18 protein-coding genes are annotated in these 14,262 nt (G+C 40.4%); 7 read left to right on the top strand and 11 right to left on the bottom strand.

The window, feature by feature from the left end:
* Positions 1 to 236: 236 nt before the first annotated feature.
* On the bottom strand, positions 237 to 881 hold the full coding sequence (locus KTO63_RS18565; protein ID WP_217793121.1) for an LON peptidase substrate-binding domain-containing protein: 645 nt from the start codon (positions 879 to 881) through the stop codon (positions 237 to 239).
* Between the two features lie 66 nt (positions 882 to 947).
* Between KTO63_RS18565 and KTO63_RS18560 the strand changes: the two genes are divergently transcribed.
* The 3 genes from KTO63_RS18560 (at position 948) to KTO63_RS18550 (ending at position 3,839) form a co-directional block, all read left to right on the top strand.
* Positions 948 to 1,730: a glycosyltransferase family 2 protein gene (locus tag KTO63_RS18560; RefSeq protein WP_217793120.1), complete on the top strand. Its 783-nt coding sequence runs from the start codon at positions 948 to 950 to the stop codon at positions 1,728 to 1,730.
* 72 nt (positions 1,731 to 1,802) lie between these two features.
* Positions 1,803 to 2,771, top strand: coding sequence for a glycosyltransferase family protein (locus tag KTO63_RS18555; RefSeq protein ID WP_217793119.1), 969 nt, complete (start codon positions 1,803 to 1,805; stop codon positions 2,769 to 2,771).
* Between the two features lie 237 nt (positions 2,772 to 3,008).
* Entirely contained in the window at positions 3,009 to 3,839 is an 831-nt protein-coding gene (locus tag KTO63_RS18550) for an FkbM family methyltransferase (protein WP_217793118.1), read from the top strand.
* Positions 3,840 to 3,981: 142 nt separating this feature from the next.
* On the opposite strand, the gene KTO63_RS18545 is transcribed toward KTO63_RS18550, so the two are convergent.
* A complete protein-coding gene (locus KTO63_RS18545) occupies positions 3,982 to 5,175 on the bottom strand; it encodes a glycosyltransferase family 87 protein (RefSeq protein WP_217793116.1) in 1,194 nt (397 codons plus the stop codon).
* Between the two features lie 279 nt (positions 5,176 to 5,454).
* On the opposite strand from KTO63_RS18545, the gene meaB reads away from it, so the two are divergent.
* Positions 5,455 to 6,321: a methylmalonyl Co-A mutase-associated GTPase MeaB gene (gene meaB / locus KTO63_RS18540; protein ID WP_217793114.1), complete on the top strand. Its 867-nt coding sequence runs from the start codon at positions 5,455 to 5,457 to the stop codon at positions 6,319 to 6,321.
* 2 nt (positions 6,322 to 6,323) lie between these two features.
* Here meaB and KTO63_RS18535 read toward each other — a convergent pair whose 3' ends face one another.
* The 3 genes from KTO63_RS18535 to KTO63_RS18525 form a co-directional block, all read right to left on the bottom strand.
* Positions 6,324 to 6,545: a hypothetical protein gene (locus tag KTO63_RS18535; RefSeq protein ID WP_217793112.1), complete on the bottom strand. Its 222-nt coding sequence runs from the start codon at positions 6,543 to 6,545 to the stop codon at positions 6,324 to 6,326.
* A gap of 308 nt (positions 6,546 to 6,853) precedes the next feature.
* A complete protein-coding gene (locus tag KTO63_RS18530; protein WP_217793110.1) occupies positions 6,854 to 7,444 on the bottom strand; it encodes a glutathione peroxidase in 591 nt (196 codons plus the stop codon).
* Between the two features lie 51 nt (positions 7,445 to 7,495).
* A complete protein-coding gene (locus KTO63_RS18525; protein ID WP_232373242.1) occupies positions 7,496 to 8,917 on the bottom strand; it encodes an aldehyde dehydrogenase in 1,422 nt (473 codons plus the stop codon).
* Between the two features lie 130 nt (positions 8,918 to 9,047).
* Between KTO63_RS18525 and KTO63_RS18520 the strand changes: the two genes are divergently transcribed.
* The 3 genes from KTO63_RS18520 to KTO63_RS18510 all read left to right on the top strand — a co-directional run bounded on the left by KTO63_RS18520 (position 9,048) and on the right by KTO63_RS18510 (position 10,966).
* On the top strand, positions 9,048 to 9,485 hold the full coding sequence (locus KTO63_RS18520) for a nucleoside deaminase (protein WP_217793108.1): 438 nt from the start codon (positions 9,048 to 9,050) through the stop codon (positions 9,483 to 9,485).
* Positions 9,486 to 9,643: 158 nt separating this feature from the next.
* Complete coding sequence (locus KTO63_RS18515) at positions 9,644 to 10,252, top strand: superoxide dismutase (protein ID WP_217793106.1); 609 nt, start codon at positions 9,644 to 9,646, stop codon at positions 10,250 to 10,252.
* A 105-nt stretch (positions 10,253 to 10,357) separates the two neighbouring features.
* Positions 10,358 to 10,966 carry a hypothetical protein gene (locus tag KTO63_RS18510; RefSeq protein ID WP_217793104.1) on the top strand — a complete coding sequence of 203 codons (609 nt, stop codon included), beginning with the start codon at positions 10,358 to 10,360 and terminating at the stop codon, positions 10,964 to 10,966.
* A 151-nt stretch (positions 10,967 to 11,117) separates the two neighbouring features.
* On the opposite strand, the gene yidD is transcribed toward KTO63_RS18510, so the two are convergent.
* The 6 genes from yidD to KTO63_RS18480 form a co-directional block, all read right to left on the bottom strand.
* On the bottom strand, positions 11,118 to 11,327 hold the full coding sequence (yidD, locus tag KTO63_RS18505; RefSeq protein WP_262902010.1) for a membrane protein insertion efficiency factor YidD: 210 nt from the start codon (positions 11,325 to 11,327) through the stop codon (positions 11,118 to 11,120).
* A gap of 43 nt (positions 11,328 to 11,370) precedes the next feature.
* Positions 11,371 to 11,766 carry a ribonuclease P protein component gene (gene rnpA, locus KTO63_RS18500; RefSeq protein WP_217793102.1) on the bottom strand — a complete coding sequence of 132 codons (396 nt, stop codon included), beginning with the start codon at positions 11,764 to 11,766 and terminating at the stop codon, positions 11,371 to 11,373.
* Positions 11,767 to 11,835: 69 nt separating this feature from the next.
* Positions 11,836 to 11,991, bottom strand: a complete 156-nt coding sequence (rpmH, locus tag KTO63_RS18495; protein ID WP_217793100.1) for a 50S ribosomal protein L34 — start codon at positions 11,989 to 11,991, stop codon at positions 11,836 to 11,838.
* Between the two features lie 267 nt (positions 11,992 to 12,258).
* Positions 12,259 to 13,086 (bottom strand): glutamate racemase, encoded by an 828-nt coding sequence (gene murI, locus KTO63_RS18490; protein WP_217793097.1) that lies wholly within the window; start codon positions 13,084 to 13,086, stop codon positions 12,259 to 12,261.
* Between the two features lie 63 nt (positions 13,087 to 13,149).
* On the bottom strand, positions 13,150 to 13,656 hold the full coding sequence (locus KTO63_RS18485) for an OmpH family outer membrane protein (protein WP_217793095.1): 507 nt from the start codon (positions 13,654 to 13,656) through the stop codon (positions 13,150 to 13,152).
* 73 nt (positions 13,657 to 13,729) lie between these two features.
* Complete coding sequence (locus KTO63_RS18480; RefSeq protein WP_217793093.1) at positions 13,730 to 14,242, bottom strand: OmpH family outer membrane protein; 513 nt, start codon at positions 14,240 to 14,242, stop codon at positions 13,730 to 13,732.
* Between the last annotated feature and the right edge of the window lie 20 nt (positions 14,243 to 14,262).

The following is a 14,262-nucleotide window of genomic DNA, read 5'->3' as shown; positions in this document are numbered from 1 at the left end:
ACCTATGTCTTTGCAAAGTTCACCCCGTCTCCTTCCACAAATATCCGAAAGCCGGTTGGCCGCTATCCATAATTCAAAGAACGTTCTATCGAAATTAGTTTCTAGTAATTCTAGGGAAACGGATTAATATTTATCTAAAGGTCCTTTGCGGTAAAAAAGATTGCAAAAACAACTGTCCGTTTAGAAAGAAAAAAATCAGTGCAAATCAGTCTAATCAGTGTCATCTGCGTGCTCTCTCAAATCTCCAGATCCAGTCCTGACAAATTCTTAAAATGCCCATTCAACTTTACACGCTCTTTCAGGTGCTCCATTTCGGCAATTATTGGAAGAACTTTGTTGAGATGCCTTTTAAGATATTCCTGTCGTTGCACCTCCTGCAAAAGGCCAAGCAGCTCGTATTCTTCTTCTAGCGAGAGTCCGGCGTGGTGTGCAATATCGTAGCTCACAAGCGTCTCGTCCGGCTTATTGAAATCTTTCTTGATCTTCAGTAGTTCGTGAAGGTTTTTTACCGCCTGCACTACTTTTTGCATTAATTCGCGGTTGCCTTTGTCCTCAATGTTTTCAGGATAGTTGACAATGGCACCACTGTATAGTTTTTCGGGAATTGTATTGATCATTTCCAGCACCCTGAAAATTTCAACGCCGGTGGTCTTAATATCCATTTCACCATTGTCATAAGTCTTCGAGACCTCTTTTATGGCAACCAAAGTGCCAAGTTCGCTCACACGATTATTGATCACAGCAGGAATGCCAAAAGGTTTATTGTTATCCTTACACTCATTTATCAGTTGCTTATAGCGGGGCTCGAATATATGCAGGTTCAGATTTTCCCCCGGATACACCACAACCCCCAAAGGAAATATGGGAATAAAGTTGGTCATAGCATAAAATTAGAGCAATTTGCATTCCGCGGAACCCAAAAAATTGCCGCAAATAAAAAAAGAAAAATGAGTAAAGTCTCTGTGTATATCATAGGTTACAATGAAGAAAAAAAGATCGCGGCGGCGGTAAATAGTGTGGTTAACTGGGCGGATGAAGTGATTGTAATCGATTCTTATAGCACTGACAAAACTGCAGAAATAGCAACCAATCTTGGTGCGAAGGTTGTGCAGGTAGCTTTTGAAGGTTTTGGAAAATTGCGCAACGATGCCATGAAGTTTTGCAATCATCCCTGGATCTTTAGTTTGGATTCAGATGAAAGATGCACGCCTGAGGCAGCAGCAGAGATTTTGAAAATTGTAAGGGCTGATGATCAAAATGGCCCGGTGGCTTACTTTGTTCCAAGGAGAAATTATTTCATGGGGCAGAAGATAAAATTTTCCGGCTGGTATCCTGATTACAGGCAACCACAGTTGTTCCGTACCGGAAAAATGACCTACTCGTTGTCGCCGGTTCATGAAGAATATGAGGTGCATGGGAAAACGGGTAAATTGCACAACTACATTTGGCAGTATCCTTTTGAAAACCTGGCGCAAATGATGCACAAGGCGAACAGGTACTCAACATTAGGTGCTCAAAAATACCTGCATAAGAAAAAAGGTGGACTAAGGCCCGCTTTGAGCCATGGTATATGGTCGTTTTTACAGACCTACTTTTTCAGAGGTGGCATCCTTGATGGACGCGCCGGTTTTGCTATCGCCTTTTATGATTTTTACTACACATTTTATAAATATTTAAAGCTGAAGGAATTACAGGCAGGTTGGAAAGAACCCGAGAATTTTAACGAATAAACCAGCCTTTCTTTTCGTGGCACTTTATTTTAGAGCCTTATCTTGACAAAAATACTAACCCGATTTTCCTTTATGCGACCTGACCAAGACCAAATACTGATTAGCGGCTTTTGCATGGTGAGAAATGCCACCAAGCTTTATTATCCTATAAGAGCTTCCATAGAATCCATCTTGCCCATAGTAGATGAATTTGTAGTGGCACTGGGTAATTGTGATGAAGATGACCACACGCTGGAAGAAATACAAAAGATCAATTCAGATAAAATAAGAATCATTCACACCGTTTGGAATTTGGAGGAATATCCGAATGGAACAGAATACGCACATCAAACGGACATAGCTAAGAATGAATGTAAAGGCAAATGGCTTTTCTATATCCAAAGTGATGAAGTGGTGCATGAAAAATATTTGCCGGCGATCAAACATGCATGCGAAGTGCTGCAAGACGATACAGAAGTAGAAGGCTTTTTGTTTGACTACAAACATTTTTGGGGCGATTATTCTCACTATGTAGTTTCACATGCATGGTATGACAAGGAAATAAGAATCATCAGGAACAATCCGGATATTCACTCATGGCGCGATGCCCAGTCATTCCGCCGCATTCCTGATTTTGACGGGAAAAATTATGCTCAGAAAGAAAACACTTTCAAGCTCAATGTTGTAAAAATCAACGCATCTATTTATCACTATGGATGGGTGAGGCCACCGAGATTAATGCAGAAGAAAAGAGTTTTAATGGACTCCGACTATCATGGTTCAGAAGAAGCAAAAAGAAGACATGAGCGAGCTTCCACAGTGTTTGATTATGGCAATCTTAGCAAACTAAAAATTTTTAAAGAACATCACCCTGCTGTGATGAAGGATTTTATAAAGAAGTTCGATTGGGAACATCAGCTGTATCCGCACCTGATGACTTATCAAAAGCACAAGCATGACAGGTTTAAGTACAAGGTGCTTAGTTTTGTTGAACAAAATCTTTTAGGTGGTAATCAAATTGCGAATAGCAAAAATTATAACCTATTGTCCAAAAAGCATTGAGCCATGTTCAATTTGAAAATTTGAGGATTTGAAAATTTGAAAATGCTTTAAGTGCATCTTGCTGAATTTATTTTTGCTGACTGATAATTCGAGAGTTGTTTTTAAAAATGTAAAATTGCTCAGAATGAATTTTCAAATTTTCAAATCCTCAAATTTTCAAATAAAGCACAGTCCTGGAATGCCGTATCAGGAAAATTTAATTATACATTTGTTAACTCCTATTAATAAACTTTCAGAATGTTCAAATATTTAAAAGCCTCTTTTGCGAGAAAAAAAGCAAGACGTGTTACACAGGAATACCCGGTTCAAATAGATCGGTTTAATTTGGACGGACTGGGAACCATCGAGTTCGCAAACTGGTTAAATCCACTGGCAACTCCGGTAACACTGACTTCTGAGATGATCGCTTTTTTTAAGAAGTATATCAAAGAAGGCGACCTTGTTATTGATATCGGTTCTCATATTGGCGACACGACAGTGCCTATGGCACTTTGTGCAGGTCCATCTGGTATGGCTTTGGGCTTTGATCCCAATCCGTATGTGTACAGAATACTGGAACAAAATGCTGCGCTTAATGCGGGCAAACAAAATATAGTGCCTGTAAATCTTGCGATTTCGAAAGAGGAAGAAGAGTTTTATTTTGTTTCATCAGAAGCGGCGTTCACCAACGGCGGCATATCTCCTACAAAAGAAAGCTCTCACGGCAAGTTTGTTTATCCGGAAAAAATCAAAGGCGTTAACCTGAAAAAGTTCCTCGAAGCAAAATATAGTGACAGGCTTAACAAGTTCTCATTTATTAAAATCGATACAGAGGGATATGACAAGGAGATAATAAAATCAATCTCCGATCTGTTGTCTGTTTATAAACCTGTTATTGTAGCGGAAAGCTTTGGTGATGCGTCAGACGAAGCGAAGTTGGAATTGTTTGATGTGATCGCTAAACTCGGATACGAGATTTCTTATTTTGAAGATTTTGATATCAATGCGGATGTTCAGAAGTTGAACACCAGAACTGATATAACCAAATGGAAGAAAACAATAAACATTTGTTGTATTCCAAAAAAGTAAATTCGCTCTTTTGACCTGCGTAGCAGGTTAACCATAAGTTTGTTGACACTTTCGCGGAATTGATCTTTTGTTTTTCTATCAGAAATAATAAAAGATCAATTCCGCGAATTTTTTTATGGTACCCCAATTACAGCAAAACATCTTAACTGAGCGCTGCTGCCTTCTCAACCGATACTGTATCAGTTTCAGAAACAGGTGGAATAGTTAGAAACTGTTTTTTCCAGATTTGATAAATAATAATGAACCATACGGCAATGCTGCCAACTGCTTTAATGCAATAAGGCCTCATAAAAACGTCCCGGAAATGTGGCGTAAAAAGATCTGTTTGCGAGAGACTCGTAAGAACGAACGCTGCGATCATCACTATGTTTGTGGTTGTCGATTTGTTTTGTAAAACATACCAGAGGCAAACGCCAACAAAGGAAATAATATAGGTAGGCGTTTCCGAGCTGCTACTGAAGATGACAACAAAAATAAGTGTGGAGCAGAGAATATATAACTGCAGGCGTTTATCGCTAAAATACCTGAAACGGATGTATTGGGAGAGAAACAAGATCATGCCGGCAAGAATAACCAGGTTGTTATCAATATCCAACCGTAATGTTCTTTTAAGAAAGCCCGGCAAGGAAATATTTTGAAAAAGACTTTCATGATTGTTTGCATTCTTTCTTAGGATCGTATTCTTCCAGTCAACATAAGATTGCAGAATAAAAGAAGGATTTGATAACAGCATTGGTGCCACAAAAAATACGACTGACCAAATGATCATCCATAGAATAAACCTGAAAGGCCTTTTTGAGAAGAAGAAAAATGCCAACCCAACTATGCCATAGATCTTCACAAATGTTGCAAGCAAAATGAAGAATGCCGCTTTCCACTCTTTTCCTTCCTGTATAAAACAATAACCTAAAATAATGCAGGCCGCGGCTGCAGCGTTGGTTTGCACGTAGGAAGCAACGTTCATCATTTCGAGAGACGATACGATAATAATGAATGCCTTTTGACTTTTTGAAACGGGTAATTTGTTGATGGCGTAATACAGAAACCACGCATTAAGAAGTGCCCACAAAATGGCGCCGATAGCGTCGGGCAAGTAAGTAAAAGGCGCTATGATGATGCCAAACAAAGGGCCGTAAAGATTATCATTGAAAGGTATGTAGAGGTTGTGCTGCTCAAGCAGATTCAAATACACACTTTTGAATACAAAGTAATTATGAATGCGGCCTTTTAATACTTCCGGCAATACTCCGATAAACGACAATGCAAACCACAAAAAAGTAGCAAACCTGTGATTGCTTAAAATCTCACCGCTTTTTACACTTTTAATAATATTCATACAAATCTCAGCAGGGGGTTAAAATCATAGGGAGGTCAGGTTTAATGATCTTATAACTTTGCTCTCAGGGTCGCAAAGTAAGCAATAGTTAGTGGATATCTGATGGGTAAATAATAGATTTGTGCATTGGTCACAAACTGATAATAAGTCAAAAGAGAAAATTCAAAATTCAAAAGATTTTAGTGTAGCCTCTCCATGCAACTGTACCATGCAAAGCAGGAGAACTGGATGAGGCTGACTCAAAACTCAAAACTCAAAACTCATAACTCAGAACTTGCCATGCCAGATCACGATATAAAGTCTTTAGCCCGAAGCATTTCGCTTGTTGAAAACGAAGTTCCCGGATATGAAGACATTTTAAAATCAATCCCACATATTGCCACGCCCGTTATTGGAATAACTGGTCCGCCCGGTGCTGGAAAAAGTACACTTACCAATGAGCTGATCAAAGAAATGGTAAAGCATGGAAAACAGGTGGCTGTGTTGTGCGTGGACCCGTCTTCTCCTTTCAACCTCGGTGCTTTATTAGGGGACCGGATACGGATGAGCGAGTGGTACAACAATCCGAATGTTTTCATCCGCTCACTGGCAAGTCGCGGAGCTTTGGGAGGCTTGCATCCGAAGATCATTGAACTCACGGATCTCGTTAAAACCGCTGTTTTCGACTACATTATTATTGAAACCGTTGGCGTTGGGCAAAGTGAAATTGAAATTGCGGGCCTGGCCGACATCACCGTTGTTGTGCTGGTGCCGGAATCGGGAGATGAAGTACAAGCAATGAAATCCGGCCTCATGGAAATCGCTGACATTTTCGTAGTTAACAAGAGCGACCGCCCCGCTGCTGATCTCTTCATGAAGAACCTGCAATTGCTGCTTTCTACCAATCACAAAAAAGAAGCACCCGCAATTGTAAAAACAATAGCATCACAAGGAGAAGGGGTGGAAAAGCTTTTTCACACGATCAATGAAAGATTGAAAACGCAAACCGCCAACAATAAAAAAGAATGGTTGCTTACTGAAAAAGCATTTCATTTAATTCAGCATAAAAGGATGAAGGACATTGATAAGTTGTCTTTAAAAGAAGACATAAAAAAAGCCCTTGGAGACAAGAGCTTTAACTTATATGCGTTTGTAGAAAAATGGTAATATTAATTTGTCTGCCTATTGTTCTTCCACCACTGAAAGCCGATGAATCCGAGAATGGCCAATGGCATAAATCCCAGGTAAAGAATGCCGACATTCAATGCTTTTGCGGGTTTTTCTCCCAGCTGCTGGGCCGTTTTTGTACAAATAGAGCATTGCGCTTTCGCCACAGAAAGACTGAAACTCAACAAAATAACCAAAACAACAGGCACAATTCTCTTTTTCATGCACGATGATATTAGACGGCAAAGTTAAGAAATTAGAGAGAAAGAATGGTCGTATTCAGATAGTGGTCAGGGTTCCTGGCTTCGCTTGAGGAAAATTTAACCACGGAGGAAAGGAGTTTTTTTCACAGAGAAACCGGAGGCGTTGCTTTAAAAGTTTGGCTCCCGAAACAGTGGGAACGAATGAGTGGTTCACAAATCTCCTTTCCTCTGTGAAAAAATCTCTGTTATCTCTGTGGTAAAAAAAAACGCTTAGTGGAGCTTAGTGCCCTGAGTGCCCTAGTGGTAAAAAAAGAAAGCTGCGCATACAACTATCTTTTTATAGAGTTGACTACTTCCTCACTTAACGGCGACACTGATGGGTCAAAATAGTTTGTCAGCGTTCCTTTTTCATCAACAAGGTATTTGGAGAAGTTCCATGATGGCTGTTGATCGTTCCAGCCATTTTTTTCTTTGTTGCTTAGCCAATTGAAAATAGCATTTTGGTGGCTGCCTTTTACCACGGTGCTTTTTGCGGCCAGCGGAAAAGTAACGCCATAATTGATTTTGCAAAAGCTGGCAATTTCTTCATCGTTGCCTTTTTCCTGTTCTTTGAAATCGTTGGCGGGAAATCCTATCACAACAAGGTCTTTGTTGAACTCGTTGTACAAACTTTGTAATTCGCTGTATTGGCCGGTGTAGCCGCAATCGCTGGCGGTGTTTACCAGTAATATTTTCTTGCCTTTAAAACTATTCATAGGAACATGTTGGCCGTTGTTTAACAGCAAAGGCAAATCATATATGGAGGTGACCGATGTTGATTTTTCGGTGTTCTCCAGCGCCTTATTCTTTGCGCCAAATACGTTTGTAATCTTCATCAATAAAGGATAAACTGCTTTCAATATTTTTTGTCTGCCGGTCATAATGCTAAGTAAAAAGTAGAATGTGAAAAGTAAAAAGCGTTGACGATAAAATTATTTCAATATTCTTTTCAACCACTTCAGTTTGCCCTCGTATGGCGGATATTTTAATGAAGGGTCGATCCAATTAGGTGTTTTTAACACAGCTTTTGTATGAGTAAATAGTTCGAAAGAGTATTTGCCATGATAGCGACCAATACCACTGTTGCGAATACCACCGAAAGGCAAATAGTCATTTGTAAAATGTAGCGCCGTATTATTCACGCAACCGCCGCCGAAGCTAATATTTTGCAGCCATTGCTGCTCCTTTTCCTTCGAATTGGTAAAAATATAAAACGCTAGCGGATCAGGGTTTTGCGCAACAATTTTCCTGGCTTCTTCAAAAGTGGAATAAGAAATTATAGGAAATACGGGGCCGAAAATTTCTTCATTCATCAAAGGACTATCAAGGCTTACATCGGTTATTAAAGTTGGTGAAATGTAAAGTTTCTCTGCGTTAGTCTTCCCGCCATGAATGATTTTCCCCTGCTGTAAATATTTTACAAGATTGTCAAACCTTCTCCTTGTGATGATTTTACCATAGTCATCACTGTTAGACGGGTCCTCACCATACATTTGTTTTATCGCCTCCGTGAGTGATTGAATGAATTGCTCTTTTATAGAATCATGTACCAGTACGTAATCGGGCGCAATGCAGGTTTGGCCCGCATTTGTAAATTTTCCCAGGGCAATCCTTTTGACCGCCGTTTTCAAAGCCGCGTCACTTTCTACAATGCAGGGACTTTTTCCTCCAAGCTCAAGTGTAACAGGTACAAGGTTTTTCGCCGCCAGTTCATAAATACTTTTTCCAACAGGAATACTGCCGGTATAAAAAACGTGATCAAAACGGAACTTGTTCATCAGCTCCGGAACTACAACGGACCCATCTCCCTGTGCAACGAAAATATACTCGCTGGAGAATGTTTTTTCAATGATCTTTTCGATAACAGCAGCGGTTGCTGGCGAAAGTTCTGAAGGCTTTACTACGATACAATTTCCGCCGGCAATTGCTCCCGCAAGCGGCAGCATGCAAAGTTGAAAAGGATAATTCCACGGAGCAATAATAAACACCACGCCCAGTGGATCATGAAGCAAAAAACTTTTAGAAGGAAGATTTACGAGGTTGGTCCTTGCTCTTTCCGGACGCATCCATTTGTGTAGATTCTTTAGTGCATTGTTTATTTCTGCAAGCGTCAATCCAATTTCAGTTGCATAAGCTTCCGCGGCATTTTTTTTCAGGTCTGTGAAAAGCGCCTGCAAAATTTCTTCTTCATGCTCAATAATCGCCTGCTTGAAGCGCTGCAATTGTTGCTTTCTGAACTCATAACTTCTTGTGGCGCCTGATTCATAATAACTGCGCAATCTTTCTGCATTACCCGTTAAAGTGTTGTAAGGCATCGTAGAAGCAGGAACAATATCCGGAACGTTTGCAAGCATAGGTGGAAGTTAGTGTGAAGTCTTTTTTAGGATTTGATGTTCAATGTATCCCTCCATTTTCAAATTTTCAAATCCTCAAATTTTCAAATTCAATTTACACCAATTCAGCGCAAATAAATAATTTCGTTCCATGACAGATGAATATTACATGCAGATGGCATACCGCGAAGCTCAGAAGGCTTTTGACGAAGGCGAAGTGCCCGTGGGCGCCATAGTGGTGATGAATGATAAGATCATAGCAAGAGGATATAACCAGGTTGAAAAATTAAACGATCCTACTGCTCATGCGGAGATTATTGCACTCACTTCTGCATTCAACTTTATCGGGGCAAAATATTTGCCGGAGGCTACTCTATACGTAACCGTTGAGCCCTGCCTGATGTGTGCCGGCGCCCTGTACTGGGCAAAAGTGGGCAGGATCGTGTGGGGAGCCGATGATGAAAAAAACGGACACAAACGCATCACCGGGGTTAATTTTCCCTTTCATCCCAAAACAGTGATCACCACCGGCACGATGAGGCAGGAGTGTGCAGAGCTGATGAAGAGTTTTTTTAAAGCGAGAAGGTGAATAAGTGGAGAGTTGAGAGTGGAGCGTTCTTTCAGCGACTTGCACTTGATGTCCGCCAACTCTCAATTCTCAACTCTCCACTCACAAAAAAACCATTACATTTGTTATCTGGTCAAAGAATTTTAGAACAATCATTTAAATCTTAAAAACTTATAATTATGGCATTTACATTACCTGCGCTGCCTTATGCGCACAATGCCCTGGAGCCTCACATCGATGAGCTTACTATGAAGATTCACCATGGTAAACACCACCAGGCTTATGTAGATAATCTGAATAAAGCAATTGCAGGAACTCCAAATGAGAATAAAAGTCTTGAAGAACTAGTTGCTGCTGCAGGTACTATTTCTCCAGCTGTACGCAACAACGGTGGCGGTCATTGGAACCACAGCTTTTTCTGGGAGTCATTGGCACCAAATGCCGGTGGTCAGCCAAGCGGCGCATTAGCTGATGCTATCAACGCAGCTTTTGGATCTTTCGATGCATTCAAAGAAAAATTCAACACTGCGGGTGCTACACGTTTCGGTAGCGGCTGGGCTTGGTTGTTGGTAAAAGATGGCAAACTGGAAGTTTCTTCTACTCCAAACCAGGACAATCCTTTGATGGATGTTGCAGAAGTAAAAGGCGCTCCGGTTTTGGGTGTTGACGTATGGGAACATGCTTACTACCTGAAATATCAGAACCGTCGTCCTGAATATCTTGCAGCTTTCTGGAACGTAGTTAACTGGAACAAAGTAGCCGAGCGTTTTGCCGCTGCTACAAAATAACCAGACCGAATAAAAAAAAGTTGTTATTTGCGATCCCGGAACTTTAGCTCCGGGATTCTTTTTAATATTAACAGAAAAACCTTTCAACCATTTAAAACACAAGGAATGAAAAAATTATTTTCCCTGGTAACGATCGCAGCCTTTGTTGCTCTCGTATCATGCTCAGGTGGTAGCAACACAAAAAAAGTATTGATCATGTCGAGCGGTAAGCTGACTGTTGATGCACAGAACATGGCAAACATTAAACAAGAACCGGGCACTCAGCATAACGAACAATATGTAACTTTTAATACAGGAGATAAAGTTGTACTGAATGTGGAAACGCCATCTGGCAAAAAAAGCTTTGATGTAGATGCACCGGGTTTGTATGTATTGAACTTGAAAACGGATACTTTGGTTGGTGGTTATAAAAACTTTGGCAGCGGTCCTGGTGAAACAAAAATTACACAGGCTCAGTTGCAGGACAAAGTTGACAGCTTGCAACAATTGCTAAATGGCCAGGGCGTTACAGAAGCTAAAAAGAACTTCTTCATCGTACCGGGCAAATTGCAGAAAGTAAGCGTTAACACAGACGCTCAGATCTTCGGGCCATTCAATCAATTGCCTGGTTCTTTCAGCTCAGACAACGACAAAGCTCCGGAAGTATATAAATTCTACACAGCTCCAGATGCAAGAGAAGTGTTGGATAGAACAGTGAAAATGCTGAAACAGTAAGAGCCAATTAATAATTAATAATTAAGAATTAATAGAGCGGCATTCTTTATTGAATGCCGCTCTATTTTTATTCGCACAAAGGTTAGCTTGTGTTAGACTTATGGTGTGACACCTATTAATTACTAATTATTAATTATTAATTGATCCGTGCCTAAGGCAATGGATCATACCCATGTCCTCCCCACGGATGGCAGCGGATAATTCTTTTGAAGGCAAGCCAAAAGCCTTTTAGCGGGCCGTACTTTTTGAAAGCTTGCAAGGCATAGGTGGAACAGGTAGGAGTGAAGCGACATTTAGGCCCCAGGATAGGCGAGATGACCCACTGATACAGTTTGATCAGCAGAATAAAGGGAAAGATCAATATACGCTTGATCAGGCCTGTTTTCTCAACTTCTTCAATATGGTTATGATCGCTGCACAATTTGTTCCGAAAGTTTATTGACGATAATGCCCATTTTCTCGAACACTTCTATGTAGGTGGGAATGGTTTTACCGGTGTAAATAAAAAATACGGCGAGCTGCAGGTTCTTTGCCTGTAACACTTCTTTCAAAGGTATTTTTTGCAAACGGTATGCTTCGCGGGTAAGTCGTTTGATCCTGTTTCTGTCTACTGCCCTCTTAAAGTATTTTTTGCTGGCGCTAACACCCGCTTGTACTGGTGTGTCGGCATTCAGGTCTGTGAACATGTAGTACACACGAAAAGGAAACACGTTCATAGACTTACCTTTCTGAAAAAGTGAATCTATCAGTTTTCTGCTTTTAAGCCGTTCAGTTTTTCCTAATGTGTGTATTTTGCTCAATGAATATGATTTAAACAAAAATAGCTCCACAACAGCGGAGCTATAAATTATTTGGAATAAAGCTAAGGTTTATTTCGCTTTTTTCTCGTCAGAAACAGTTAGTTTCTTACGACCCTTTTTGCGGCGGGAAGCCAATACTTTACGTCCGTTAGCAGTTTGCATGCGTTTACGGAAACCGTGAACGGTTTTACGACGACGTTTGTGTGGTTGAAATGTACGTTTCATTTTATTACTTTTTTAACCCGTTTTAACTAATGCGCCTCGCGGCAATTTTACTTCAACTTCACAACGGGTCACCATACCCGTCGGCGTGAAAGGGACGGCAAAGGTAAATCAGGGAGGGGGAAATTCAAAATAATTTTGAACTAGTTGAGAGTTGAGAATGGAGAGTTGAGAGTTGAAGCGTATAGTAAGTTCATTATCAAATAATTTTATGTGTTTGAGCATGAAATTTGATCAAATAACTCTCAACTCTCCATTCTCAACTCTCAACTAGAATTCCACTTTCTTCGCTTCCAGCGGCTGCCCGAAAAATATAGCGGCCTGGCGGCTGAAGTCCTCGGTGGAGTCAGTGGTATAGAATTCCAGTTTGCCACCCTTAGAACATTGAGCCTCCATTTCAGGATGGCGTTCAAGATAATCCTTTAAGCTTTTGGCCACAATGTCTCCCTGCGTAATCACCTTTACGCCTTCTGGAGTAAATTTCCTGATCTTGTCCAAAAGCAAGGGATAGTGAGTGCAGGCAAGTAAAATAGTATCAACCTCCTTATCCTGCGCCATTGCCTGATCGACATATTTCTTTACAAAAAAATCAGTTCCCTCATTAGCATATTCCCCGTTCTCTACGAGCGGCACCCACATAGGGCAGGCGAGCTGACTAACCTTTGCTTCCGGAAAGAACTTCTCTATTTCGAGTATGTATGAACGTGAATTGACGGTTCCCTTGGTGGCAAGAATGCCTAAATGATTTGTTTTGGAATAATTTCCAATTACCTCTGCAGAGGGTCTTATCACTCCAAGTACACGATAATCGGGATTGATGTTTGGCAGATCATTTTGCTGAATGCTGCGCAAAGCCTTTGCAGATGCGGTATTGCAGGCCAATATCACAAGACGGCAGCCCATGCTAAACAGGTGCTTGACGCACTCTAATGTATACTGGTAAACAGTTTCAAAGGAACGGTTGCCATATGGCGTGCGGGCATTATCGCCTAAATACATGTAGTCATACTGCGGCAATTCCTTTACTATTTCTTTCAAAACAGTAAGTCCGCCGTAGCCTGAGTCGAAAACGCCAATGGGGTGATATGCTGTTGACATGTAACAAAAATAAAACGTCCCGCTGGTTAAGCGGGACGTTTTATTTATATTCTTGAAAATTACTTATTTAATTCCCAATTTCTTTTTAACCAATGGAGCCAAATCATCAGCTGGTGGATAAACGATCAATTGTTCTTTTACAAACACATAACCGTAACCGTTTTCTTTAGCAGTAGCTGCAATTGCATCCATTGCTTTCTTTTGAATTGGTTCAGTCAATTCATCTTGTCTTTTTTGCAATTCTTGCTGAATGCGTTGCTCTTCACCTGCCAATTCCTGGCTAAGTGCTTGCAAATTTTTTCTTTGAACGTCTTTTACCGCTTGCGTCATTTTAGCAGAGTCAATAATAAATTTTTGAGCTTTTTCTTCGAAAGACGCTTGTTTTTCTTTAGCACTTTCTACAAGAGCTGCTTGGTATTGTTGTAATGAAGAATCAGCTTTTTTAGCTTCAGGCATAGACATGATAATCTCATTCAAACTCACATAACCAATTTTCTGTTGAGCGTTAGCCTTGTTATTTGCTACCATCAGGGCACCGGCCATTAACACTACTGTTAATAATTTTTTCATTGTGTTCTGAAATTGTTTTTTTGAAGTTGTTATTTCTTAGTTTTTAGTTGTTTTGTTAAACTCGCTTTCACGTTTATTTAACACCCAATTCCCGGAGCACATCTTCGCTTTTATCCAGTTTAGGGTCGGCAAATATAACGGTAATTCCTTCACTTTTATCTAAAATAAAATCATACATTTTGGCCACCGCAAGTTTCTGAATTGCCGTGTAAACTTTGTCCTGTATTGGTTTTACCAACTCCTGGCGTTTTTTAAAAAGATCGCCCTCGAAGCCAAAGCGTTTTCTCTGCAAATCCCTCAATTCTTTCTCTTTCACGAAAATCTCATCCTCGCGTTTTTTCTTCAGCACATCGCTTAGCATAACCTGTTCTGCATCAAAGTCTTTGTACATTTTATCCAAAGCCTGTTGTTTGGAGTCGATCTCTTTTTGCCATTGAGCGCTGATGTCATCCAGTTTCTTTTGAGCATCTGTATAATCTGGAATTTTCTCCAAAATATACCGGGTATCAACAATCGCATATCGTTGTGCTGATGCGGTGCACACGATAGCAAGAATGCATATGGCTGAAAAAATTATCTTTTTCATAAAGAATCTTTTTAGGTTTA

Origin of the sequence: Pinibacter aurantiacus, assembly GCF_019130065.1 — a bacterium.
Taxonomy (GTDB): Bacteria; Bacteroidota; Bacteroidia; order Chitinophagales; family Chitinophagaceae; genus Pinibacter; species Pinibacter aurantiacus.
The sequence above is the reverse complement of the archived record's forward strand: the minus strand, read 5'-3'. Positions and strand labels throughout refer to the sequence as shown.